25 protein-coding genes are annotated in these 23,206 nt (G+C 65.7%); 12 read left to right on the top strand and 13 right to left on the bottom strand.

Features of this window, described 5'->3' with window-relative positions; translation table 11 throughout:
* Window positions 1–11 precede the first annotated feature (11 nt).
* The 3 genes from AABD04_RS18630 to AABD04_RS18620 all read right to left on the bottom strand — a co-directional run bounded on the left by AABD04_RS18630 (window position 12) and on the right by AABD04_RS18620 (window position 3,131).
* Window positions 12–524: a DUF2771 domain-containing protein gene (locus AABD04_RS18630; RefSeq protein WP_341442065.1), complete on the bottom strand. Its 513-nt coding sequence runs from the start codon at window positions 522–524 to the stop codon at window positions 12–14.
* Window positions 521–2,131 carry an MFS transporter gene (locus tag AABD04_RS18625; protein ID WP_423228241.1) on the bottom strand — a complete coding sequence of 537 codons (1,611 nt, stop codon included), beginning with the start codon at window positions 2,129–2,131 and terminating at the stop codon, window positions 521–523. Before AABD04_RS18625 ends, AABD04_RS18630 begins: the two co-directional genes overlap by 4 nt.
* Before the next feature lie 175 nt (window positions 2,132–2,306).
* Window positions 2,307–3,131: a glutaminyl-peptide cyclotransferase gene (locus AABD04_RS18620; protein WP_423228167.1), complete on the bottom strand. Its 825-nt coding sequence runs from the start codon at window positions 3,129–3,131 to the stop codon at window positions 2,307–2,309.
* Between the two features lie 59 nt (window positions 3,132–3,190).
* Here AABD04_RS18620 and AABD04_RS18615 point away from each other — a divergent pair, with 59 nt between their 5' ends.
* The 3 genes from AABD04_RS18615 to AABD04_RS18605 are packed head-to-tail and all read left to right on the top strand — an operon-like array spanning window position 3,191 to window position 7,555.
* Window positions 3,191–4,282: a DUF3027 domain-containing protein gene (locus AABD04_RS18615; protein ID WP_423228166.1), complete on the top strand. Its 1,092-nt coding sequence runs from the start codon at window positions 3,191–3,193 to the stop codon at window positions 4,280–4,282.
* Window positions 4,279–7,014 (top strand): sacsin N-terminal ATP-binding-like domain-containing protein, encoded by a 2,736-nt coding sequence (locus AABD04_RS18610; RefSeq protein WP_341443098.1) that lies wholly within the window; start codon window positions 4,279–4,281, stop codon window positions 7,012–7,014. The genes AABD04_RS18615 and AABD04_RS18610 overlap by 4 nt, the downstream gene beginning before the upstream one ends.
* Window positions 7,004–7,555 (top strand): phosphatase PAP2 family protein, encoded by a 552-nt coding sequence (locus AABD04_RS18605; protein ID WP_341442061.1) that lies wholly within the window; start codon window positions 7,004–7,006, stop codon window positions 7,553–7,555. Before AABD04_RS18610 ends, AABD04_RS18605 begins: the two co-directional genes overlap by 11 nt.
* Here AABD04_RS18605 and AABD04_RS18600 read toward each other — a convergent pair.
* Window positions 7,524–7,667, bottom strand: coding sequence for a hypothetical protein (locus tag AABD04_RS18600; RefSeq protein ID WP_167327272.1), 144 nt, complete (start codon window positions 7,665–7,667; stop codon window positions 7,524–7,526). The genes AABD04_RS18605 and AABD04_RS18600 overlap by 32 nt on opposite strands.
* Before the next feature lie 141 nt (window positions 7,668–7,808).
* Window positions 7,809–8,048 carry a DUF2530 domain-containing protein gene (locus AABD04_RS18595; RefSeq protein ID WP_243593794.1) on the bottom strand — a complete coding sequence of 80 codons (240 nt, stop codon included), beginning with the start codon at window positions 8,046–8,048 and terminating at the stop codon, window positions 7,809–7,811.
* A 59-nt stretch (window positions 8,049–8,107) separates the two neighbouring features.
* Here AABD04_RS18595 and AABD04_RS18590 point away from each other — a divergent pair, with 59 nt between their 5' ends.
* The 3 genes from AABD04_RS18590 to AABD04_RS18580 are packed head-to-tail and all read left to right on the top strand — an operon-like array spanning window position 8,108 to window position 11,369.
* The gene (locus AABD04_RS18590) at window positions 8,108–9,559 is read left to right on the top strand and encodes an NCS2 family permease (protein ID WP_341442059.1); all 1,452 of its coding nucleotides are present in this window, start codon (window positions 8,108–8,110) and stop codon (window positions 9,557–9,559) included.
* 52 nt (window positions 9,560–9,611) lie between these two features.
* Entirely contained in the window at window positions 9,612–10,040 is a 429-nt protein-coding gene (locus AABD04_RS18585) for an Rv0880 family HTH-type transcriptional regulator (RefSeq protein WP_243593967.1), read from the top strand.
* A gap of 57 nt (window positions 10,041–10,097) precedes the next feature.
* Window positions 10,098–11,369, top strand: coding sequence for an MFS transporter (locus AABD04_RS18580; RefSeq protein ID WP_243593966.1), 1,272 nt, complete (start codon window positions 10,098–10,100; stop codon window positions 11,367–11,369).
* Between the two features lie 5 nt (window positions 11,370–11,374).
* Here AABD04_RS18580 and AABD04_RS18575 read toward each other — a convergent pair whose 3' ends face one another.
* Genes AABD04_RS18575 through AABD04_RS18555 form a run of 5 tightly spaced genes read right to left on the bottom strand, consistent with a single transcriptional unit; the run spans window position 11,375 to window position 15,074 of the window.
* On the bottom strand, window positions 11,375–11,980 hold the full coding sequence (locus AABD04_RS18575; protein WP_341442058.1) for a response regulator transcription factor: 606 nt from the start codon (window positions 11,978–11,980) through the stop codon (window positions 11,375–11,377).
* Complete coding sequence (locus AABD04_RS18570; RefSeq protein WP_341442057.1) at window positions 11,977–13,107, bottom strand: sensor histidine kinase; 1,131 nt, start codon at window positions 13,105–13,107, stop codon at window positions 11,977–11,979. Before AABD04_RS18570 ends, AABD04_RS18575 begins: the two co-directional genes overlap by 4 nt.
* 37 nt (window positions 13,108–13,144) lie before the next feature.
* Complete coding sequence (locus AABD04_RS18565) at window positions 13,145–13,918, bottom strand: ABC transporter permease (protein ID WP_341442056.1); 774 nt, start codon at window positions 13,916–13,918, stop codon at window positions 13,145–13,147.
* Window positions 13,915–14,850, bottom strand: coding sequence for an ABC transporter ATP-binding protein (locus tag AABD04_RS18560; RefSeq protein WP_341442055.1), 936 nt, complete (start codon window positions 14,848–14,850; stop codon window positions 13,915–13,917). The genes AABD04_RS18565 and AABD04_RS18560 overlap by 4 nt, the downstream gene beginning before the upstream one ends.
* Window positions 14,847–15,074, bottom strand: a complete 228-nt coding sequence (locus AABD04_RS18555; RefSeq protein WP_341442054.1) for a hypothetical protein — start codon at window positions 15,072–15,074, stop codon at window positions 14,847–14,849. The genes AABD04_RS18560 and AABD04_RS18555 overlap by 4 nt, the downstream gene beginning before the upstream one ends.
* A gap of 177 nt (window positions 15,075–15,251) precedes the next feature.
* Between AABD04_RS18555 and AABD04_RS18550 the strand changes: the two genes are divergently transcribed.
* The 4 genes from AABD04_RS18550 to AABD04_RS18535 are packed head-to-tail and all read left to right on the top strand — an operon-like array spanning window position 15,252 to window position 18,950.
* Complete coding sequence (locus AABD04_RS18550) at window positions 15,252–15,806, top strand: hypothetical protein (protein ID WP_341442053.1); 555 nt, start codon at window positions 15,252–15,254, stop codon at window positions 15,804–15,806.
* Window positions 15,803–16,945 (top strand): sensor histidine kinase, encoded by a 1,143-nt coding sequence (locus AABD04_RS18545; protein ID WP_341442052.1) that lies wholly within the window; start codon window positions 15,803–15,805, stop codon window positions 16,943–16,945. The genes AABD04_RS18550 and AABD04_RS18545 overlap by 4 nt, the downstream gene beginning before the upstream one ends.
* A complete protein-coding gene (locus AABD04_RS18540) occupies window positions 16,942–17,589 on the top strand; it encodes a response regulator transcription factor (protein ID WP_341442051.1) in 648 nt (215 codons plus the stop codon). The genes AABD04_RS18545 and AABD04_RS18540 overlap by 4 nt, the downstream gene beginning before the upstream one ends.
* A gap of 44 nt (window positions 17,590–17,633) precedes the next feature.
* On the top strand, window positions 17,634–18,950 hold the full coding sequence (locus AABD04_RS18535; RefSeq protein ID WP_341442050.1) for an MFS transporter: 1,317 nt from the start codon (window positions 17,634–17,636) through the stop codon (window positions 18,948–18,950).
* Here the strand turns inward: AABD04_RS18535 and AABD04_RS18530 are convergent.
* A complete protein-coding gene (locus tag AABD04_RS18530; RefSeq protein ID WP_243593786.1) occupies window positions 18,931–20,130 on the bottom strand; it encodes a GNAT family N-acetyltransferase in 1,200 nt (399 codons plus the stop codon). The genes AABD04_RS18535 and AABD04_RS18530 overlap by 20 nt on opposite strands.
* Before the next feature lie 75 nt (window positions 20,131–20,205).
* Here AABD04_RS18530 and AABD04_RS18525 point away from each other — a divergent pair, with 75 nt between their 5' ends.
* Both AABD04_RS18525 and AABD04_RS18520 read left to right on the top strand, forming a co-directional pair.
* Entirely contained in the window at window positions 20,206–21,009 is an 804-nt protein-coding gene (locus tag AABD04_RS18525) for a TrmH family RNA methyltransferase (protein WP_341442049.1), read from the top strand.
* Window positions 21,006–21,275, top strand: a complete 270-nt coding sequence (locus tag AABD04_RS18520; protein ID WP_243593784.1) for a DUF2537 domain-containing protein — start codon at window positions 21,006–21,008, stop codon at window positions 21,273–21,275. Before AABD04_RS18525 ends, AABD04_RS18520 begins: the two co-directional genes overlap by 4 nt.
* Before the next feature lie 105 nt (window positions 21,276–21,380).
* Here AABD04_RS18520 and AABD04_RS18515 read toward each other — a convergent pair whose 3' ends face one another.
* Entirely contained in the window at window positions 21,381–22,136 is a 756-nt protein-coding gene (locus tag AABD04_RS18515) for a DUF6928 family protein (protein WP_341443097.1), read from the bottom strand.
* Between the two features lie 86 nt (window positions 22,137–22,222).
* The gene (sepH, locus tag AABD04_RS18510) at window positions 22,223–23,125 is read right to left on the bottom strand and encodes a septation protein SepH (RefSeq protein ID WP_341442048.1); all 903 of its coding nucleotides are present in this window, start codon (window positions 23,123–23,125) and stop codon (window positions 22,223–22,225) included.
* Window positions 23,126–23,206: the final 81 nt, after the last annotated feature.

The raw sequence follows: 23,206 nt of genomic DNA, 5'->3' as shown, positions 1-23,206 counted from the left end.
CAGGAGAACGACTAGGGCAGCATCCCGATCGACCAGATGGCGTGGCTGACGAAGCCCTCCTGATTGGTGTCGGTGTCGATGATGCCGGTGGGCAGGCGAACCTCGATTCCGAGCAGGGTTCGATCGCTGTCGTCCGTCGTCGGCACCGTGACGCTCAACCTGGTTCCCGGTTCGTTGAACCGGCTGTCCTCGACGATGTTCCCGCTGTCGTCGCCGTAGACCAGGGCGAGTACCCACGGTGCCGAGTAGACGGCCTCGGGGAGTGAGAGTTGCACCGTCGGTGCAGTGCCCACCCGAATCTCGGTGGTCTCTCCCACGTTGGTGCACAGCGGGTCGCTGATGGCGCAGTACAGGTACGGCTCGACCTCGACGGTCCGCCCGTTGGAGTACGCGGAGATGACGGGTTCCTTCTCCGGTGCGTTTCCGATCAGCAGGGCGAGCACCGCGACGAACGCGACGGCGACGACGAGCAGACCCGCGGAGAGCAGGGCCGCGATCTTCTTGGTGCGGGGAGCGAGATTCACTTGGTCACATTTTCGCCGAAGGTACCGTCGGACACTTCTTGTTCGACGTGGTCGGGGCGGTTGCCGCCGAAGCCGGGCAGAAGCGATCTGCCACGGTAGGTGAGGAATGTCTGCACGAGCCCGATCGTAAGCAACACCGAGACCACGCTGAAACCGAGCCAATACTCGGTGGGTAGCAGGACGCCGAGCGTGCCGCCGAGCACCCAGCACAGCTGCATGACGGTCTCCGATCGGCCGAATCCCGACGCGATCGACTCCGGCGGCAGATCGGCCTGCAAGGACGCGTCGAGCGAGACCTTGGCCAGCGCGCTGGCGCTCGACGCCACGAGCGCGGCCACCGCCGCGGTGAGCAGGCTGTCGGTCACTGCGGCGACGACGGCCACCACCGTGACGGCGAGGGTGCAGCGAAGGACCACGAGGGATGGCCGGCCGAGTTTGATCCTGGCACCGAGGGCGTTGCCCGAGAAGTTGCCGAGGCCTGCTGCGGCTCCGACGAGTCCGAGCATGGCGGCCTGCTGCAGCGGTTCGTGTTCGGTGCGGGATTTGGCCACGAAGGCGATGTAGAGAGTCAGGAAGCCGGTGAGAATCCGGATGGTGCCGTTGCCCCACAGGCCGACGATCACTGCCCGGCCCAACGGTTGTCTGCGATTCTTGGCGGGTCCGTCGGCCCGTGGCGTGCGCCTGAGGTTCTCCGTCGGAGCCCCGTTGCCGGGATAGTCGTTGCCGCGGTCTCGATCGGCGTGGTGCTGATCCGCGTGGTAGCTCAGGGTCGCGGGCACCTCGCCCTCGGTGATCTCCACCCAGGACGGGATGCGCATGCTCAGGTAGGCACCGAGAACGGTGATCGCGGCGACGAACCACAGAGCCCCTGGGGAGTCCGCAACGAACGCGATGCCGCCGGCGACAGCGCCGGCGGCGATGGTGCCGCCGAGCAGACCGAACACGGTGAGTCGAGAGTTGACGCGCACGAGGTCGATGTCCGGTGGCAGTACTCGCGGCGTCACCGCACTCTTGAGTACCGCAAAGGACTTGCTGAGGACGAGCATGCCGAGCGCGGCCGGATACAACACCCAGCTGTCGAAGTTGAACACCAGCACCACCGCCAGCACGGTGCGCAGCCCGAACGAGGTGGCGAGCGCGATGCGTCGGCCGTGTTGCAACCGGTCGAGCAACGGTCCGATGAGCGGCGCGATCAGCGCGAACGGCGCGATCGTGATGACGAGATACAGCGCGACCTTGGTCTTGTCCTCCCCGGTGGCCGCCGAGAAGAACAGAGTGTTGGCCAAGGCGATCGCGAGCGCGGCGTCCGACGCGAAGTTCGCCATGGTCGCGTAGGTGAGCGCCGTCAGTCCGGACTTGTCGGCACCGTCGGCTTTCGCGGCTCGCTGGAACGACGCGATTCCCTTGCCGGTCAGTTCGCGTCCGCGCATGGCGGCGACGCGGGTGACGGTCAGCTTCTTGGGCATCGGCGGCGGCTTGCGGGCACCGGACTTGCCGCGCGCCGCCGTGATCTGCTCGGTTCGCGGCGGGTGCAACGGCGGCAAGGGCTGACGCCTGCTCGGGACATGGGTGGGCGTGACAGGAGTCGCGGGTGGGTAGTTCGCCAGACCCGGATGCGCGAGTGGGTCGGGAGAAGTGCCTGCGGAGTGGTCCTGGTGTTGGTCGTGAGCGGAGCCCGCGGAGTGATCCTGGTGTTGGTCGTGAGCGGAGCCTGCGGAGTGATCCTGGTGGGGGTCGTCCGCACCCGGTGGGGTGTGGGGGAGACGTGGATCGGTCACGGTGTCAATTCTGTCCTACGGGCGCGGTTTCGGTGAATCGCACCTCGAAGATCCTGGGCCAGTATTTGCCGGTCACGAGGAACCGGTCGGTGCCGGGAATCTGCGCGATGCCGTTGAACACGTCGGCGCCGTCTCGTTCGGAGGCCGACATCGAATTCCACAGTGGGGTGCCGTCGATGACGGCTGTCACCGCGCCGGTCTCGGGGTCGATGCGCATGATGTCGAAGGTCTGCCACACGTTGGCGTACACCGATCCGTCGTCGGCGCACTCGAGTTCGTTGAGCCGCTCCACCGGATTGCCGTCGAGCGTGACGTCCACGGCGGATTCGGCCTCGAACGAGGTGGGGTCGCGGAAGGTGAGGGTGGACGAGCCGTCGCTCATGACGAGGCGCTCGTCCTGCGAGCACAGTCCCCATCCTTCGCCGTCGTAGTCCACTCGGCGTCGCTCGGCGAGGCTGTCCGGGTCCCGTTCGATCGCGACTCCGTCCTGCCAGGTGATCTGCCAGAGGGTGTCGCCGTCGACGGTGATGCCCTCGCCGAACAGGTCGGACGGCAGATCCTCCCGCCCCAGTTCGGTCATGTTCTCGAGCGAGGTACGCCGGACGAACGACGAGCCTTCCAGTCCGGTGCCTTCGTAGAGGACGTCGCCGTCGATCTCGAATCCCTGGGTGAAAGCGTCGTCGCCGCGGTCGTATTCGCGGACGACCTCGGTGGTCAGTGCCGGAACCGAGTCGGACGTCACCGGAGCCGGTTGCGTCGTCGACGAGCATGCGGACACGGCCAGCAGTGAGGTCACGACGGCAGCGAAGGTGCGAGCACGGACGGTCATTGCACCCATGATGGCAGCCCGAACTGGGCGTCACCGAGTCGATGCGGCAAACTGAATGTGTGAGTTTCACATCTTCTCCAGAGCTCGATTCCATCCGCCCCGTCTTGGCCGATGCCGTGGACCTTGCGCGGCAGGCACTGCTCGACCTGGGAGAGGGCGGTATCGGCGAGTACCTCGGGGTCACCGTCGAAGACTCCAGTGCGGCCACTCACCGGTTCGCCAGCGATCTCGAGGGGTACCGCGGTTGGCAGTGGGCCGTTGTGGTCGCCGCCCCGGAGGACGCGGATCACGCCACCGTCAGTGAGCTCGTTCTCCTGCCCGGCCCCGACGCCCTCGTGGCACCGTCCTGGGTGCCGTGGGACGAGCGCATCCGTCCCGGCGATCTGGGGCCCGGTGACCTGCTGTCTCCGCGCCAGGACGATCCGCGGCTCGTGCCGGGGTACGTCGCGTCCGGTGACCCTGCCATCGACGAGGTGGCAGGCGAGATCGGTCTCGGCCGAACCAAGGTCACCAGCCTCGAAGGACGTCTCGACGCCGCCCAGCGCTGGCACGACGGAGACTTCGGTCCCGATACCGAGATGGCCAAGGCTGCGCCGTCGACCTGTGGGCTCTGCGGCTTCTACCTTCCTCTCGCCGGTTCGCTGTCCGCCGCATTCGGAGTGTGCGGCAACGAATTCGCCGCCGACGGACACGTGGTGCACGCCGAGTACGGCTGCGGAGCGCACTCCGACACCGAACTCCCCACCGGAGCCGGATCGCCGCAATTCGAGCCCTACGACGACGCTGCACTCGACGTGGTGGCCTCGCCGGTTGCCCCGGTCGAATCAGCCGAATCAGCCGCGCCGGACGCTGTTGTCGAGACGGACGCTGTCGAGACGAACGCTGTCGAGACGAACGCTGTCGAGACGAGCGCTGTCGAGACGGCTGCTGCGGCCGAGGCGACCGATGTCGTCGACACGACCGTCCCGGATCAGGCCCCCGATGAGGTCGAGGCCCCGGCCTCGGATGATCTCCCGGCCACGGACGCGTTCGCGTCGGCAGAGTCGTCGGCCACCGAAGCTGTCTCGGCCGACGCCCCGCCTGTCACCGATGACGCGTCGAGCACCACCGATTCTGCTGCGCAGGAAGAAGATTCGGCATCTCCGAGCTGATCGATCCGTTCGATACCGAATCGCTGCGGGAGTCGATTCTCGCGGCGTGGGCATCATCGCCCACCCGGCTTCGGGAGGACTCCGCGTCCGAGTCCGATCTGGTGCGCGGGGGCTACCGCGATCGTCTGCTGACCGAGCTGGCACAGAACGCAGCCGATGCCGCGCAGCGGGCAGGCGTCCCGGGCCGGCTGGCCGTGTGGACCGATGGCAACGGTGCGCTACATGTCGCCAATACCGGTGCTGCGCTGGATATCTCCGGTGTGCACGCGTTGACCGCGTTGAGGGCGTCGGGCAAGACTGCCGCAGATTCGGGCGTCGGGCAATTCGGTGTCGGGTTCACTGCGGTGCGATCGGTGTCCGACGAGATCGAGGTGCGATCGCGCGGCGGCGGCGTGGCGTTCAGTGCGCGTCGCACGCTCGAGGCGTTGCGTGAGCGAGACCTGCTCGCGCCCGATACCGGCGTTCCGGTGCTGCGGCTCGCGTGGCCGGTCGACGCCCCGCCCGCCCATGGGTTCGATACCGAGATCGTGTTGACATTGCGAGCCGACGTGGCTGTGGAGTCTTTCGCCGCAGGCTTTGCGGACGAGGCGGTCGACCTGCTGCTCGAACTGGAGGCGTTGCACTCCATCGAGATCGATGGCGTCGTGATCGATTGCGCAAGAACGGAACTCGAAGGAAACAGTGCCGAGATCGCGATCGGATCGCGAACCTGGAGACAGTTCACGACACCGGCCGCGCGATGGCTCGCTCCGGTCGTCGACGGTCTGCCCGTTCCCGCGTCGCCCGATGTGTTGCGCGCTCCGACCCGCTCGGACGAGCTGTTGTCGTTGCCCGCGTTGGTCATTGCCGATGTGCCGATGCAGCCCGATCGGCGACGCGTGTTGCCGGGTGTCTCGCTCGACGCGGTCGCGCACGGCTACGTGGACTTCGTGGCCTCGCTGCCTGCCGAATTCAGGGTTTCATTCGTACCCGAGGTCGGATTCGCCCGCAGTGCGGTCGACGGTGCACTGCGGGAACTCGTCTTTCACCGATTGTCCTGTGCACCATGGCTTCCTGGCGCTGACGGACATGACCTCGTGCCCGAGCGGGCGAACGTCGTCGCGGACGCCACCGAGGAACTCACCTCGGTGCTGGCGGGCGTCGTGCCCGATCTGGTCGCGGCATCGCTGTCCGGTGCGCGGCATGCGTCGGCGCTCGCGGCGGTGGGGGTGCACCGGATCGGGTTGGCGAGGCTGGCGGAGATGGTCGGTGGGCTCGATCGCGAGCCGAGTTGGTGGCAGCGGCTGTTCGACGCGTTGGCTCCACTCGTGGTCGACGGTGTGGCTGCGGAAGAGCTTGCCGCGCTGCCTGTTCCGCTGGCGGACGGTCGTACGGTGACCGGTCCGCGGACGACGGTGATCGGCTCCGACGCTGCTGCTCCTGTCACCTGGGTCCGGCTGGTGCACCCGGATGCGGTGAGCCCGCTGTTGACGCGGCTGGGTGCTCGCGAGGCGACTGCGACCGAACTGCTCACCGACCCGGCGCTCGAGGCGGCCCTGGACGATCTCGACTGGGACGAGAGCGAGGACATCGACGGGCTGGTCTCCGCCGTGCTGGCGCTGGCGCGGGCGGTGCAGGCGGGTGAACTGCCGAGTTGGCTCGGCAGTCTGCCCCTCGAAGACGACGAGGGCGAATTGCGCAGCGCCGACGAATTGTTGCTTCCCGGAGCGCCGTTGGCGGATCTGCTGATCGAGGATTCGCCGTTCGGCGTCCTCTCGACTGCGGTGGTGGACAGGTTCGGTGAGCGGGCGCTGCGAGCAGTGGGCGTCGGGTGGGCTTTCTCTGTGCTGCGCGACGAGCTGCCGACCGGGCCGGATCACGATCTCGACGACGAGTCGGCGTGGTGGTCGAGTCTGTCCGAGGAGCCGGAAACGCTTCTTGCAGTGCGGGATCTCGACCTCGTCCGATCGGACGTCTGGTCCCAGGCGCTGACCGTCCTGCTGGACGATCCGAGTACCCGTGCGGCACTGACCGACCGTGACGGTTACACCGCGTGGTGGATCGGACGTCATGCGCGAGTCCATGGTTCGCGTCCGATCGCGTTTCGAGCACCGTCGGACGAGACGTTCGCCGGGTTGCTCGATCCGCTGGATCATCCGCGTGCCGACGAACTGCAGGCGGTGCTCAGCGCGTCGGTCTGCGAGAGCGCCGAAACGGCTCGCGTGCTGTTGGCAGCGCTGTCGGACCCGAAGCGGCGTCCGACGCCTGCGGTGATCGCCAGAACCCACACGTCGATCGCCACCGCTGTTGCGGAGCGCCGCATCGAGGTCTCGGACATCGATCCACCGGATCGTGTCCGCACCCTTGTCGGCGACGTCGTGGACGCGTCGGATGCGCTCGTGATCGACTCCCCGTGGCTGGCGAGCGTGGTGCCACAGGAGATCGCCGTGCTCTCGGACATGGCCTCCGGGGCCGCGCTGGCCGACGTTCTCGACATCCGGACGGCGTCGGAGGCGATCGGTGGCGAGGTACTCGGAACCGGACGGGTCAGCTCCTGGGATCGCGAACCCGGGGCTCTGTTGGCCTGCGCGGTCATGGGATTGCCGCTGCCGTCCGGTGGGGTGGTGGTGCATCGCGAACTCGTGGTGCGGTTGTCGGGTGCAGTCAGCGGCGAGCGCAGAGTCCCGTGGTGGGTGACCGCCGACGGAACGGTTCACTGCACGGAGAGTTGGGAGCGACCACGTGGGGCCTGACGGGGTGATCCTGGACTGGATGGTCGAGCATCGAGTCGAGTGGGTCACGACGATGTTCTGGATCATCACCACGCTGGGCAACACGGTGTCGATGTTCCTGCTGTCCGCGGTGGTCGTCGTTGCGTTGCTTCGCGTCGGACGCAGATCGGATGCCGTTATCGTCGCGGGTTCGATGCTCACCGGCTGGGGTCTGATGAATGCGCTCAAATTCGCGTTCGCGCGGGAGCGTCCGCCGGTTCCGGAGCGGCTGGTGGATATTGCGAGCCATTCGTTTCCATCGGGCCACGCGACGATGTCGATGCTGCTTGCCACGGTGGCGATCGCGGTGCTGCTGCGATCGCCGGATCCGCGGCTGCATCGGCCGGTACTGCTTGCGCTACCTGTGGTCGCGTCCCTGCTGATCGGATTCTCTCGGATCTATCTGGGTGCGCACTGGACCACGGATGTGTTGGCCGGCTGGGTGTTCGGTGCCCTGTGGGGGCTGGTGTGGATCTATGCCGTCACGCTGATCAGCGCGAGAAATCCGAGCGCTGGGCAATGACGAGCAACTCGTCGCGCATGGCCGGGCTGGAGACAGCGTTGGCGCGTGCGTAGAGGGCGCGGAGCGAGCGGACGTGGTTACGGCGATTGCGGTACTGAGCGACGAACTTCATTGCCTGGCTTTCGTGGATCGAGAGGTTATCTGAACTGACATAACCCATGGTCCACGTTAACTTTGTGTTACTCAACCGGCTGACGGGTTAGTTTGCCCACGTCAGAGGCCATAAGGTGATGGCGCTTACGTGATGCTGGTCTCAATCGAGCCCGCGTTGGGCGGTTCTGCTCCCGCGACGTGACGCCGCTCTCTGCAGCAGGAAGATCCCGAACCCTACTGCACCCACCGCGATGCCGGACCAGCACGTTGCGAGGACGTCGCCGTCCCGGTCTCCGGTGGCCGTGAACACCACGAGTGCCACGATCCACCCGAGGATGCCGATCGCCAACACCGGCACGGGATCGGTGAGGCTGCGCGGGATCTGGGGGAGGTCGGCCACAAAATCACGCTACGCCACCATATTTCCCCAAGTCTCGCGGTGTGCTTTATCGTTCGCTCATGCAATTGTCGTCGCGGCTACTCGACAACTACTTCAAGATCACCGAGCGTGGCTCGACCGTCGGATCCGAGGTACGGGGAGGCGTGGTCACGTTCGTGGCCATGGCCTACATCGTCGTCCTCAATCCGCTGATTCTGGGCAGCTTCTCGGCCGACGATGCAGCGGCCAAGACCGACGTGCTCGGCAACATCCTGCCGGTTGCCCAGGTCGCCGCCGTCACGGCGCTGGTGGCCGGGTTCATGAGCATCGCCTTCGGCATCATCGCGAACTACCCTTTCGGCATCGCCGCGGGTCTGGGCATCAACACCCTGCTCGCCGTCACCATCGCTCCTCAGGTGACGTGGCCCGAGGCCATGGGGCTCGTCGTCATCGACGGCATCATCATCGTGCTCCTGGCCGTCACCGGGTTCCGCACGGCGGTGTTCAACGCGATCCCGGCCGAACTCAAAGCGGCGATCGCGGCCGGCATCGGCGCGTTCATCGCCTTCATCGGGCTGGTCGACTCCGGGTTCGTCCGCCGCATCCCCGATGCCGCAGGCACGACGGTTCCCGTCGGCCTCGGAATCGACGGGTCCATCGCGTCGTGGCCCACGGTGATCTTCGTGTTCGGGCTGTTGCTGATGGGTGTGCTGGTGGTGCGCAAGGTGCGCGGCGGTCTGCTGATCGGCATCGTGGTCACGACGGTGCTGGCGGCGATCGTCGAAGCCGTCACCGATGTGGGTCCGTCCAACGGCGTCGACCCGAAGGGCTGGAATCTGTCGGTACCGCAGTTGCCGGGTCAGTTGGTGCAGTCGCCCGATCTGTCGCTGGTCGGCAACGTCGATCTCCTCGGAGCATTCACGCGCATCGGCGTGCTGGCCGCGAGCTTGCTGGTGTTCACCCTCGTGCTCGCGAACTTCTTCGACGCGATGGGCACGATGACCGGCTTGGGTAAGGAAGCCGAGCTGGACAAGGACGGGACACTGCCGAACATCGGCAAGGCGCTGGTGGTCGAGGGAGCGGGAGCGATCGCCGGAGGTGGGGCCTCGGCGTCGTCGAACACCGTGTTCGTGGAATCGGCGTCCGGCATCGCCGAGGGTGCCCGCACCGGACTGGCCAACGTCGTCACCGGATTGCTGTTTCTGCTGGCCATGTTCTTCACTCCGCTCACCGCCGTCGTTCCGATCGAAGCAGCGGCTCCGGCCCTGGTCGTGGTGGGTGCGCTGATGATCGGGCAGGTACTCGACATCGACTTCCGACGCTTCGACTACGCGCTGCCTGCCTTTCTGACCATCGTGGTCATGCCGTTCACGTACTCCATCGCCAACGGGATCGGCGTCGGTTTCATCACCTGGGTGATACTCGCCGTCGGGTCCGGCCGGGCGAAGTCGGTACATCCCCTGCTGTGGATCGTCGCATTGCTGTTCGTCGCATATTTCGCCGTCGGACCCATCACGGAGGCGGTTACATGATGCGTGGTCGGTACCAAGGCGTATCCTCTGCGCTGTGACGTCGGGAAACATTGTGAAAGACAATCGGGAATTGGCAAGCGATCTGTCGCTTGCGGTGGTGAGGCTGACTCGCCACCTTCGGGGTAGGCGAGTGGACTCGCAAGTATCACTGACTCAGCTGTCGGCTCTGGCCACGCTGAGCCGGGAGGGCGATATGACTCCCGGTGCGTTGGCTGCGCGGGAGAGGGTGCAGCCTCCGTCGATGACGCGGGTGATCGCATCGTTGGCCGAGCTCGGTCTGGTGGTGCGCACGCCGCATCCGACCGACGGACGTCAGGTGATCGTGTCGCTCTCGCCGGCCGGCCGAGAGCTGATCGCCGACGAGGCCAGTGCCCGCGAGGCGTGGATGACCGCGCAGCTGGCAGGGCTCGGACCCGAGCAGCTCGACACGCTTCGAGACGCGGTGAAAATCATCAGCGCATTGGTCAGCGACTCCGAGTAGTTACCTAGGTTTATTATTTGAACGGTGGCCCCTGCTTCCCGTACTTCCGGCTCGACGATGTTCGCCGCCCTGAAGACTCGCAACTACCGATTGTGGGCTTCGGGGCAGATCGTCTCGTTGGTCGGCACCTGGATGCAGCGGGTCGCCCAGGACTGGCTCGTTCTGACGCTGTCCGGCGGCAACGGCTTTGCCGTCGGCATCGTCATGGCCCTGCAATTCGGGCCGACGCTGTTCCTGTCGGTCTGGGGAGGGGTACTGGCGGACCGGTACGACAAGCGCAAGCTCCTCATGATCACCCAGATCTTCGCCGCGGTCTGTGGCCTTGTCCTGGGTGTGCTCGATGTCGGGGGGATGGTCGAGCTGTGGCACGTCTACCTCATCGCCTTCATCCTCGGCTGCTCGTCGGCGATCGATGCGCCGGTGCGGCAATCGTTCACCATCGAGATGGTCGGCAAAGAGACCCTCGCCAACGCAATTGCGTTGAACTCCATGACCTTCAACATGGCCCGCATCGTCGGGCCTGCCGTCTCCGGAGTGCTCATCACCCTCGTCGGCACCGGCTGGGTGTTTCTCATCAATGCCGTGTCGTTCGCGGCCGTGTTCGGTGCTCTCGTAGCGATGAACGTCGGTCAGCTCTTCCGCGTCGAACCCGCCCCACGCGCCAAAGGGCAGGTGCGGGAGGGCTTTCGGTATGTCTGGGGGCGCGGCGACCTGAGGGTCCTGTTGGCAACGGTCTTCATGGTCTCGACATTCGGGCTGAACTTTCCGCTGAGTCTGTCGGTGTTGGCGCGCAACACGTTCGGCAGCGGAGCAGACGCCTACGGTCTGCTGTCGACCACCCTCGCCGTCGGTACCTTGGCCGGAGCGACCCTGGCGGCCAGGCGCGCCACGGCACCGCGATTACGGCTCTTCATCGGTGCCGTCATCGCGTTCGGGATTTTCGAACTACTCGTGGGGTTGATGCCCAATTACGTTCTGGTGGCGATCCTGTTGGTGCCTACCGGCGCGTTGACGTTGACCTTCACGACGTCGGCGATGAACATTCTGCAGATGTCCGTGCCGTCCGATATGCGCGGACGCGTGATGGGTATCTACATGCTGTGCTTCCTGGGCGGAACCCCGCTGGGCAGCCCGGTCCTCGGCTGGCTCGCCGATGTGCTCGATCCGCGTGCCCCGCTCGTGTTCGGCGGCATCATCTCCCTGGCAACGGGACTCTTCGCGGCCGTATATCTACTGCGGCACAACAACTTGCGGATCACCGTGGTGCCGCCCGCCGGCGGACACCGGCTGCCGACGCTCGACACCGTGGCCGCCACCGCCAAGGTGTGACGCGTTCAGATCCATCCGTGGCGTCGGGCCAGTGCGCAGGCCTCGTGTCGATTCGCCGCGCCGAGTTTCGCGGCGGCGGCGGACAGGTAGTTGCGGGTGGTCCCCGGCGACAGGTGCGCGCGCTGTGCGATTTCCGCTATCGATGCACCGTCGGCGGCGAACTCGAGTACGTCCGCCTCACGCGGGGTGAGCGGGGAATCCCCGGCTCCGATGGCTTCTGCAGCGAGCGTCGGATCGACGTAGCGTCCGCCGCCGTGCACGGTGCGCACCACCTCGGCGAGGGTGGCGGCCGAGGTGGTTTTCGGCAGGAACCCGCGCACTCCGGCCTCCAACGCCTTCTTCAGATAGCCGGGTCGACCGTGGCTGGTCACGATGATCGACGCACACGTCGGCAGGGTTTCGGCAATCTTCTGGGCCGTCTCGATGCCGTCGATCCCGCCCATCTGCAGGTCCAGCACTGCCACATCGGGGGCGAGAGTGGCTGCGATGGTCAACGCTGTCTCGCCGGAGTCGGCCTGCCCGACGATCTCGATGTCGTCCTCGAGATCGAGCATGGTCGCCAGAGCAGTTCGGATCAGATTCTCGTCGTCGGCCAGTAGAACTCGGATCATGATGTGGTCCTAGGGTTCTCCGTCGGTAGCTCCGCCGTGAGGGTGAATTCCTCGGAGGTCTTCTCCGCATTCAGGGTGCCGCCGACGGCAACCAAACGTTCGCGCAACCCGCTCAGGCCCGTGCCGTCATCGCGGTCGGTCGAGGCACTGGGATGATCGTTGATCAATCGGATACTGGCGGCGCTCAGCTCTATCCGGCAGTAGGTGGCTGCGGAGTGACGCAGAATGTTCGTCACACCCTCACGGACCACCCAGGCAGCGGCCTCGGCCGCGCGTTCGTTCAGGATCGAGGTTTCACCGACGAGTTCGGTCGTGATGCCCGCGGCGGACAGCAGGGATCGAGCGCCGTCGAGTTCCGAGGCCACATCGACCGATCGGTACCCCCGCACCAGTTTTCTGGCGTCGGTCATCGATTCCTGGGCGAGTGCGCGAACCTCGTCCATCTGGCCCGCAGCACGGTCGTCACCTCGACGAGCGAGTGTCGCGGCGAGTTCGCTCTTGACGGCGATTGCGGACAGTGCACGTCCGACGACGTCGTGCAGATCTCGGGAGAACCGCAGCCGTTCCTCGGCGACCGACAGTGCTGCCGCGGCGTCGCGAGCGGCGTCGAGTTCGGTGACGATGCGCAGCAGCCATGCCGACAGTTGCAATGTGGAGGCCAGAAACGCGATGAAAAGACCGAGCACGAGTGCTTCGATCGCAGGGCGTCCCAGCGCCGCCGCAAGCACTGCGGCTGCCGCTGCGGCCGCCAGGCACCACCGTAACGGGATCAGGGCTGCCACGGCAGTCGTGGCGAGGGCGGCGGCCCAGAGCATGTTGTTCGAGTCTCCGCTGAACGCCACCACGACGGCGGAGACGGCCATGATCCCCAGGGGCACGCGCGGACTTGCCTTCGACTCGCCACCGATAGCGGGAGTGCGCTGCACGATCACGAAAGTAGCTGCGGCGCAGACCGCTTCCGCCGCCATCGACAGATAGTCGTCGTGCTGCAGAGATGTGAGCATCGCAGCAACGGCGACGGCGACGGCGAGCGTCAGGAACGACTGGCGGGTGTAGACGCGCACCTTCTCCACGTCACTGCTGTCTTTCCAGCCGTGCAGTGGATTGAGGTACTCGTGCAACTTCATGATCTCCAGCCTTGCAGACGGTCGATGGAGGTGTGATCTAGGACCGCGGTTCCCATCGGAAATGCGTGCGGGCGATCAGCAGACTGCCGAGAATCCAGGCGATCATCACCGTGAGAGGCATGGCGGCTTCGGTGAAGGTGGCAGCGAAGCCGATGGACGCGTCGCCAGCGGTGGTGTTGCCGAACCAACCCAGGTTGAGCAGGTCCGAGACCGCGGCCATCGGGGTCAGCTCGATGACCCTGCTGAACGAATCCGGGAGGGCGTCGCGGAGCAGAGAGGAGCCGGCCATGGCGACCAGGATCACCGGCAGGCTGGTGATCTGCGCCGCCTCCGCATTGCGGGTGAAAGCAGACGTGATCAACGCCAGTGCGGCGAACAGAGCCGCTCCACCGAGGAGGGCCACCGCGACGAGCAGTGCGTTGGTAGGAACCGGGCCACCGAAGGCCAGAACCACTGCTCCGACGATCAGGCCCAGTGCCACGGTGAGGATGAACGATGGTACCGCCGGCCCGAGCAGAATCTGAACGTCCGAACTCTCTCCGGTGCGAAGTCGCTTGAGTACCAACTCGTCTCGTCGCGTGGCATAGACCGAAAGCATGTTGTAGTACACCATGAACACCAGCAGGAACAGTGCGAAGATCTCGAGTGCAGCTCCGACACCTGCATCGGTCAATCCGTCGTCGCCGCGGCTGCCGATGATCAGCAGCGCGATGGGGAAGATCAACGGCATGACGATCGCGTTGAACAGTAGTACTCGATTGCGTCCGAGCAGTGTGAACTCTGCTCGCGACAGGGCGGTCATCGTGCTCATGCGCTCATCACCTTCTGGTCTGTAACGTCCGTATTGTCGAATTCGTCTGCGATGGAAAGGAACACGGTTTCCAGCGACGCCGCGCGGGCGTCGAGACCGTGCAGTGTCACCCCGTTGTGTCGAGCCCACAGCAACAGATCGGTCAAGGTGTCCTGCACCGACGACGTCTGAATCGAGATGGTTTCCCCCGAGACGTCGACGGACGTACCGGGCAACGTCGGCAGCGCCGTACCGGGGGCTGTCAGTTCGATCTTCGCGGGGTGGTCGGCAACCACCTCGTCCACCGTTCCGCTGCGAACGACTGTGCCGCGGTGCATGATCGCCAACCGGTCACAGAGAGACTCGGCCTCGTCCAGGTAGTGCGTCGTGAGCATGATCGTCACCCCCGAGTTCTTCAGCTCCTGAATCAAACGCCATGTGTTGCGGCGACTTTCGGGGTCGAGTCCGGTAGTCGGTTCGTCCAGGAACAGCACTCGCGGACGGCTGATGATGGCGCAGGCCAGATCCAGTCTGCGCTGCTCGCCACCGGAGAGAAACTTCACCCGGGTATCGGCGCGATCGGCCAGGTCGACGCGTTCGAGCACGTCCGCCACCGGCAGCGGATTGCTGCAGGTACCTGCCCACATCCGCAGGCTCTCGGCGGTCGTCAGATCCTGTGGCAGGCCGCCCTTCTGCAGCATGATGCCCAGAGAGGGTCGGACCTTGCGACGATCGGACACAGGGTCCATTCCCATGATCCTGACCGTGCCCTTGCTGGGCCGCGAAAGACCCTGAATCACTTCGAGAGTGGAGGTCTTGCCCGCACCGTTGGTGCCCAGCAATCCGAACAGCTCGCCCTCGGCGATGTGCAGATCGAGAGCTTTGACGGCGTCGTATGCGTTCTTACCCGAACCGTAGCGTCGAGTCATTCCGTCGACATCGATAATGGTCATGATTGCTTCCCCCAGTGGCGCATTCCGATGACGAACCGGACACCCATGAAGGCGACGATGACGCCGAGTGCGACGAACGCCGGAAGCGACGTACCGACGATCGCGAACAGCACGGCGACAATGGCGATGCTGATGACGATGACGACGATCTCACGCGCCATCGTCGGAGCCGGTCCGAGCTCCATCAGATCGGTGAACAGGTTTCCTTCGTCTGGTTGCTTCATGACTACGAGTCTGCTGCGCCCGAACCACCGAAAACAGTGCAGCGCATCATGACCTGAAGTGACACCGTCACAGTCCAGCCATGACAAACGTCATGGTCCTTCTCGCTCGGGCTTCTCCACCCGTTCTCCACCCGTGGGTCGATTCGCCACCCTCGCGATCTTCGTAGCGTTACTGCCATGAACCTCGCAACGATTGCTCTCGTAGTCCTTCTGGTCGGATACCTGCTGGTGCGGCGCATGACCGGCCAGCTCATGGAAGCCCGGCGCCTGCTGATAATTCCAGCGATCCTCGCCCTCGTCGGGCTGACGACACTCGACTCGACGGTCCTGTCGCCCATGGCGATCGGGTTCCTCCTCCTCGGCTGCGTCGTCGGAATCGTCCTCGGTGTGATCCGCGGTTACACCGTCAGAATCACCGAGCGAGACGGGATGGTGTGGATGCGGTACTCCGTCGCGTCGATCGGTCTGTGGATCGCCGCCATCGCCGTTCGGATTCTGCTCATTCCCTTGGAGGTCGTCATCGACCCGACTGCCGCCTCTGCCGCCGGCCAGGCCACGATGCTGGCCGTGGGCATCGGATTCCTCGCCGAGTCGGTCGCCGTCCTCTACCGAGCCATGCACCTGGACGCAACCATCGTGTGGCGCGCCGACAAGGCCGGAAACCACACCACGTCGCCTACGCTGACCGACATGCACAATCGGGTTCGCGGCGGAGGGTCGAAGATTCGGTGACATCGGCACCCCACTCCGACGTACGGTTGCCCACGCTCGACCGCCTCCGGCTGTCGAGCCGGCCGTGTGTCGCGATCGTCGTGATCGTCGGGGCCTTCGCCACCTCGGACCTGAGCAATCCGCTCGTACTCGCGCTGCTCGTCGTCAACGGTGTGGTGCTACTGGCCTCGTCGCTTCCACGACGGTTGATCGGCCCTGGGATCTCTCTGGCCGGCGCGGGTGTCGCGCTGATCGCCTCTGCGGCAATCCTGGCCGTGGACGGCACGGCTGCGGCTACTCTGTTTCCGTTTCTGTTCGCGGGACATGCAGGGTGGCGGTTCAAGCCGTCGATCTCGTTCCCGTTCGCGATCTCGCTCAGCGTGGCGTGCGCAGCCGCTCTGTGGGTTGCAGAGCACAACGGTGTCGACGGATGGCCCTGGGCTGCAGGGCTGTTCGCGGGTTGGCCGGTGCTGATCGGGTACTCACGGCGCAGTCGGCTGGACGCGCTGCGTAATGCGCGCCGCGCCACCGATGCCGAACTCCGCGAGCATGCCCTGGCCGAGCGGGCCCGCATCGCCCGCGACATTCACGACGTTCTCGCGCACTCGCTGTCCGGGGTCAACATGCAACTCGAAGTCGCCGACGCGTTGCTCGACGCCGGCCGCGGCGAGGAGGCGAGAGCGGCAGTGGGCAAGGCGCAGAGTCTCGCTCGGGAAGGGCTCACCGAAACCCGCCGTGCCGTTCAGACTTTGCGTCAGGATGCGCTGCCCCTCGTGCCGACGTTGGCTGCACTCGTGGGTGATGACGCGAGCTTCCGTGTCGACGGCGCACCGCGAGATCTCGATACCCCGCAGGCCCAGTTCCTGGTCCGGTGCGCGCAGGAGGCGATGACCAACACTCGCAACCACGCCCCCGGCGCTGCCGTCGAGGTACTACTTCGCTTCGATGCCGGATCGGTCGGACTCTCGGTGGCCAACGGTCCGGCCCCGTCGCTGCCAGAACCGGTCGAGAGCACCGGAATGGGCCTTGTCGGCATGCGCGAACGCGCGGCCCTCGTGGGCGGGTCGGTCACTGCAGGTCCGGACGGGCAAGGCTGGGTCGTGCGCGCCGAAGTGCCTCTGCGACAACCCACCGAGTCCGACACGGAAGCGAGAGCATGAGCATTCGGATTGTGATCGCGGACGACCAGGCGTCGGTACGCGAGGCACTGGCAGTGATGTTGGATCTGGTCGAGGACATCACCGTCGTCGCCACCGCATCGGACGGAGCTGCCGCCGTGACCGAGGTGACGGCGGCGATGGACATCGGGGGCGTGGACGTTGTCCTGATGGATCTGCGGATGCCAGGGACCGACGGGATCGAAGCGACGCGAATCCTGAAGGGGCTTTTCCCCGACCTGCCCGTGGTGGTGCTGACGACCTTCTCCGACGAGCGTTCCGTTCTCGACGCTCTCGGTGCCGGTGCGCGCGGCTATCTCACCAAGGACGCCGGGCGGGTGGAGATCGCGGCGGCATTGCGAGCGGCCTTCGCCGGGCAAGCCGTGCTGAATCCCGAGGTGCAAGCGCGGTTGCTCGACGCCGTCGAAGCGCCCCGGACAAAGGCTGTCCCGGCCGGGTTGACGCCACGCGAGGTGGAGGTCTTACGCGCGATCGCCGCCGGCCTCTCGAACCGGGAGATCGCTCAGCAGATGTTCGTCAGCGAGGCGACGGTCAAAACGCATATCAATCATCTGTTCGCCAAGGCACAATTACGTGACCGGGCTCAGGCCGTGCACTTCGCATTCACTCACGGTGTGGTGGGATAAACAGCTCACCTGCGTGAACGCACGTGTTCGGGTACTTTCAGCTCGTGAATCGCACCGAGTCGGCGAGCTCCGAACGTCGTAAGCAGATGCGCGTCATTCTGTCGGGCTCGGTGCCGAACCTCGTGCAGTGGTTCAACCTGTACCTCTACGCGACGTTCGCGCCGTACTTTCGGACCGAGTTCTTCGATCCTGCCTCGACCGATTCACTCGTGTACGTCTACGGACTCTTCGCACTGACCTTCGTCGTACGCCCGCTCGGATCGTGGCTGTTCGGCAGGCTCGCGGACGTGCGAGGACGACAGTTCGCGCTCGTCGCGGCAGTCACGTTGATGTCGGCCGGATCGGTTGCGTTGGCGGTCACTCCCACGGTCCACGCGATCGGTGCCTGGGCGGCGGTGATCCTCGCGGTCGTGAGCATCGTCCAGGGCATCGCCACCGGTGGCGAATATGCGGCGGCGACGGTGCTGCTCTCCGAGTCCGGCACGCGCGGTCATCGCGGATTCTTCGCCTCGTTTCAGGCCGCGACCATCGTCGGCGGCCTCGTGCTCGCGCAGACGTGCTTACTCGTGCTGCTCGCGAGCACCGACCGAGCGGCAATCTCGGAGTGGGGTTTTCGCCTCGCGTTCGCTGTGGGAGGTGCGGCCGGTCTGGCGTCGCTGTGGTGGGCGCGCGGGCTCGATCGCGCCCCGCGACAACCGACGGCACCCCAGGACGCCACGATGGGAGCGCTGTTTCGCGATCACTGGCGTCCGTTGACTTGGGTGTTCCTGCTGACCGCGGGAGGTAGCGCGGCGTTCTACACCTACACAGTCACGGTTCCCTCGATCGTGCGCGAGACGTTCTTCGCCGCGGACGGTGACAGGGGAGAGCTCACGGCGACCGCTGTCGTACTTGCCGCCTTCGTGGTGCTGATGGTGCTACAACCCATCGGCGGCGCACTGAGCGACCGAATCGGGAGAAAGTCGCTACTCATCGCCTTCGGGGCACTGGGGATCTCGGGTACCGGGGCGCTGCTGGTGGCGACCACTCGGGTGACGTCCCCACCGGTGGTCCTCGTCATCCTGGTGTCGGCGTTCGTCGTTCTGACGTGCTACCTGTCGGTGAACGGCATCGCCAAAGCCGAAGTGTTTCCCGCACACATCCGTGCGCTCGGCGTCGGCTTCGGCTACGCGGTGGCGAACTCGCTCTTCGGCGGAACAGCACCGTTGATCTATCACGCCACGAGCAGTCGGCACAGCATCGAATTCATCGCGTACATGACCGCGCTGATCGCGGTGACGCTGTGTGCCGCTCTCTGGATGCGAGGTGGCTCGGCGTCAGCGCTCGATGCGCCGAACGGCTCTAGAAACCCCAACCCATGACGGCCGGGCGCGCAGTTCCGAACGTCAGGTCGAGTGCATGCAGCGATTCTTCGTTGCGGGCGGTGAGGCGGTTGGCTGCGGCGAACAGTCGGGCCCGATGGGTGCCGAAGTAGATGCTGGCCAGCACGTCGATGTCGAGTTCGATGTCCGGCTCGGATTCCACCCGGGTACAGGTGGCTCGGCCGTCGGTCACGGTCAGCGAGTAGGTGCCGCCCGCATCGAGGAAGGGATCTCGCACAGCGATGATCAGCGAGGTGTCGAGTGCGTAGGTGCGAGCCTCCAACGCTGCCTCGACGTGCATGATGCGGCCCCACAGCGCGTCGTGATGCGCGGTGACCTTCGGTAGCCGATTGTTGGTCAGCAGGAACGGAAGTGCTTCGTCCCGTGCCTGCCGTACCTCGATGGTGTCGACCAGGTCGACCCCCACCAAGATCTGCCACAGCGCGGCGTACGCGTCGTCGGTCACCGCGATGAATTCCTCCACCACCACTCGGCTCGGGTTGCGTCCGCGCCGATAGGCGACGTAGCCGTCGGGATGGGCGATGAAGAACAGAGCCGTCAGCCCGCCGCGTCGGTTCTCACGGTCGGCGAAGAATCGCTCCCAGCGGATCGGCGGCTTGGGCTGCGCGCCTGCGGTCTGCTGCTGCCAGCGATGGTAGATGTCGGGGAGCAGTTCGGTGGCCTCGGCCGATTCGATCAGTCGTACACCGGTTGCCGGGGGCGCGTCCTTGCGGAACTGCGCGAATCGACGGTCGATCGAGACGCTGATCTCCTCGGTCACCGGTCCGTAGCCGAAGCGTCCGTAGATCGTCGCCTCGCTGGCGGTGAGCAGCGAGAGGGGTGCGCCCGCGTCGTTCAGCGCGCGGTGCTGCTGGGTGAACATCGATCGCAGGATGCCGCGTCGACGATGCGTCGGCGCGACCGACACCCAGGAGACTCCGGACGCCTCGACCTGCGCACCACCGGGAACGGTGACCGACATCGGGAAGTGCATGGCCACACCCACCGGGGTCTCGCCGTCCCACGCCAGGTACACGTGCTCGGACTGGGTCAGGATCTGCGTCTCGGCCAGGTCCTCGGCGTTCTGGTGCTCGCCGAATGCATGGGCGTCGAGCAGCGCGACGGCATCCCAGTCGTCGTCGGTGGCGGTACGGATAGTGATCGATTCGTCGGTAGTCATCGCTCATAACTTTTCCACACAGGGGTTGTGGTTCGCCGAGGGACTGCCAGAAATGCCGGGTGACAAGATGAGCGGGTGGTGCATGTAATCGATATCGACGACCCATCGGACCTGCGACTGGACGACTTTCGTGATCTCAACTCGTCGGACAGGCGGCCCGACCTGCCCGAGGGCAAGGGCTTGGTGATCGCCGAGGGCGTGTTGGTTGCACAGCGTCTGTTGACCTCGCGTTTCCCGATGATCAGCCTGCTCGGTGTGGATCGACGGCTCGACGCCTTGCGCGATGATCTGGCAGATTCCGACGTCCCGTTCTACCGGACGTCGGCGGAGGTGATGGCCGAGGTCGTCGGGTTCCATCTCAATCGCGGGGTGTTGGCGGCGGCCAACAGGCCGCCCGCGCTGGAACTGGACGAGGTGCTGGCCGACGCGAAGACGGTGGCGATTCTCGAGGGCGTCAACGATCACGAGAATCTCGGGTCGATGTTCCGCAACGCGGCAGGGCTCGGGGTGGACGCAGTGCTGTTCGGAGCCGCGTGCGCGGATCCGCTGTACCGACGGTCGGTACGGGTGTCGATGGGGCATGTGCTCCGTGTGCCGTTCGCGAAGGTGCCCGAGTGGCCGCGCGGCCTCGATCGCGTACGCGCGCACGGCTTTCAGCTGATCTCGCTGACGCCCAACCCGGAGGCGGTGTCGCTGGCTGCGGCGATGACGGGGGAGAAGGTTGCCCTGCTGCTCGGTGCGGAGGGCCCGGGTCTGACCGAACATGCCATGCGCGCCACGGACATTCGCGCGCGCATTCCTATGGCGCCTGGCACCGATTCGCTCAACGTGGCGACGGCTGCGGCGATGGGGTTCTACGAACGCGTGCGGTTGACGTGATCGATCACGACGCGAGTGTGCGTTGGACCGGAATCCCGATCGCTGTGATCTCGGCGGCGCTCGTGGGAGTGGCCCTGACAGCGTTCGGTCTGGAGCTGGCCAGAATTCATCCGTTGCTCGCGATCGGTCTGAACATCATCGTTGTCGCGGGTGCCGCGCCGACGGTCATGCGATGGCTCGTGACCCCGGTGTGGCGCTGGGCTGTGTACGGAGCCGGTATCGGTTCCATCCTGAGCTTCGTGGCATTGGCGGCGCTGGCGTTCTGACGTTCGCCGGGCACCCGATGCGGGCAGGGTTGCGCACTACCGTCGACAATCGGCGGAAACCCGTCGACAGGCGATCGTTGTGTGCAACTGTGCCCACCCGAGCCACTATTTGCGCGAGAACCAACGCTTCTTCGGCCGCGGTGCCTGCTCATCGGGGGCACCGGGCATCGGTTCCTGTGCGCCCCGGCCGTTGGAGCTCTGCTGGTTCGGTGGCGGCGGTTCTTGCCCAGGAACGTACATCGTGAATCCGCAGACCGGCAGGGTGTCCGGATCGAATTCGTCCGCGTGCGGTGCCCCGGTGTAGCGGAATCCGAGCCACTCGGCGTTGGCGGCCTCGGCGAATTCCTGCGGATGGAACGGGAGCGATTGCGGATCCGGCATCACGCCGGGGGGATAGATCAGTGGATGCTCACCGGCCCAGAAGGATCTTTCCCACACCAGGGGCAGGCCCGAGTCCTCGTAGATGTACACCGGTGTGGCGCTGAAGGAGCGGCGGAATTCACCGCGCTCCCAGTAGGCGAATGCTCCCCAGGCGTGTTGGGGATCCGAGGCGACGAGATAGGTGTGCTCGGATGCCAGAGGGCGAGTGAAGGATTCGGGGAGCGTCGACGGCGTGGGCACCGCGAGATTGGATCCACACACCACGGTCACGCCGGGGTAGCAGCCGATGAAGACGTGATCGTCGTCCACGCCTGCCGAGGTCGATATCGGGCCCTGTCCGAGGGGCACGGCCGTCAGGTGGGGGTACAGACGCCCGACAAGTGCGGTCGCAGCATTCCAGTCCGAGGTAGTTGCCTCTCGGAGAACAGAAATGGGATCCGGCGCGTCCACGTACCAGATCGTTGATGCTTTGGCCCCCACTACCGGCACCTCTCTCTCCGTTACCTCCTGGGAAGCCTACGGTGCGAGCGTCGGTGATTCTTCACCGCGCGGCACATCTGTCACGTTCAGTTGTGACCGCTGCTACGAACGCCGAGCAGAACGTCCTCCCACGACGGCATGGCCGGCTTGCCGCGCTTGTCCTTGCCGCTGGTGTGACCCGCAGCCGGCTTGGGTGCGGGCTTGGGTTCCCTGGCCGCCGGTTCGCGAGGCTGCTCGGGCTCGGTGGTCGGCGCAGCGTCCACCTCGACGTCGATGGTCTCGACATCCATCTCGCTGTCGGCGCTGGTGCCGTAGTACTCGTCGAAGCTCTGCTGTGAGGCCTCGTCGTCGCCCGAGTCCTCGGCGGACGCGAGTGCGCGCACCGGGGCCAGACCGCGAAGCTGGCGTCCGAAGTCGGGATCGATGAGTTCGTGTGCGGTGTCGTCGAGGGGCGCGATGGTGCCGCCGTGCCCGTCGGGGAGGAACTGCCAGTGCGCCTTGTTGGTGGTGCGGCCCGCCTGCCACTTCAACTGCGCGACCCATTTGTTGTCCTCGTCGCGCCAGGCGTCCCACTCCGCGTCGTCGAGGTTGTGTCCGCGAGCACGGAAGGCGAGGGTGACGATCTCGAGCAGGGTCTGCACGGCGGGGCCGTCGTGGCGCAGCGGATGACCGGCCTGAGCCATCGAAGCGGCCTGCGAGCGCTCGAGCAGCACGGGGTGCGCGAACACCTCGACGCGGCTGATGGCCATTCCGGAGTCGGCGGCAACCTGTTCGATGGTCGCTCCGCTGCGGATGCGCGCCTGAATTTCTTTCGGCCGAAGCAAGCTGTCCATTTCGATCTCAATCTGTCCTAGTCGAGCGATGTCGCCGCGGGAGGCCGCGCGGAGCTTGTCGTCGGCTGGAAGCCGGAATCTGTCGCCGGTCTTGGGATCTGCACACACGACGAACTTTCCGTCGGCCTCGAGACCCACCACACGTAAGTCTCGCACCTTGACCTCCTCATCGCGCCGGCTCGCGATACCGTCGAATTCGAGCCTAGTTCACTCGCCGTACTCGGCGGGTGTTCGACA

The organism is Rhodococcoides navarretei, from assembly GCF_038069675.1.
GTDB lineage: Bacteria > Actinomycetota > Actinomycetes > Mycobacteriales > Mycobacteriaceae > Rhodococcoides > Rhodococcoides navarretei.
Note: the sequence above shows the minus strand (reverse complement) of the source record. Positions and strands in the feature narration are given on the sequence as shown.

Bases quoted from the DNA above. Each gene is read 5' to 3' on its own strand.
- AABD04_RS18620 (WP_423228167.1), bottom strand. From the start codon at position 3,131: ATGACCGTCCGTGCTCGCACCTTCGCTGCCGTCGTGACCTCACTGCTG.
- AABD04_RS18600 (WP_167327272.1), bottom strand. From the start codon at position 7,667: ATGAAGTTCGTCGCTCAGTACCGCAATCGCCGTAACCACGTCCGCTCG.
- AABD04_RS18590 (WP_341442059.1), top strand. From the start codon at position 8,108: ATGCAATTGTCGTCGCGGCTACTCGACAACTACTTCAAGATCACCGAG.
- AABD04_RS18580 (WP_243593966.1), top strand. From the start codon at position 10,098: ATGTTCGCCGCCCTGAAGACTCGCAACTACCGATTGTGGGCTTCGGGG.
- AABD04_RS18575 (WP_341442058.1), bottom strand. From the start codon at position 11,980: ATGATCCGAGTTCTACTGGCCGACGACGAGAATCTGATCCGAACTGCT.
- AABD04_RS18570 (WP_341442057.1), bottom strand. From the start codon at position 13,107: ATGAAGTTGCACGAGTACCTCAATCCACTGCACGGCTGGAAAGACAGC.
- AABD04_RS18565 (WP_341442056.1), bottom strand. From the start codon at position 13,918: ATGAGCACGATGACCGCCCTGTCGCGAGCAGAGTTCACACTGCTCGGA.
- AABD04_RS18560 (WP_341442055.1), bottom strand. From the start codon at position 14,850: ATGACCATTATCGATGTCGACGGAATGACTCGACGCTACGGTTCGGGT.
- AABD04_RS18555 (WP_341442054.1), bottom strand. From the start codon at position 15,074: ATGAAGCAACCAGACGAAGGAAACCTGTTCACCGATCTGATGGAGCTC.
- AABD04_RS18550 (WP_341442053.1), top strand. From the start codon at position 15,252: ATGAACCTCGCAACGATTGCTCTCGTAGTCCTTCTGGTCGGATACCTG.
- AABD04_RS18540 (WP_341442051.1), top strand. From the start codon at position 16,942: ATGAGCATTCGGATTGTGATCGCGGACGACCAGGCGTCGGTACGCGAG.
- AABD04_RS18530 (WP_243593786.1), bottom strand. From the start codon at position 20,130: ATGACTACCGACGAATCGATCACTATCCGTACCGCCACCGACGACGAC.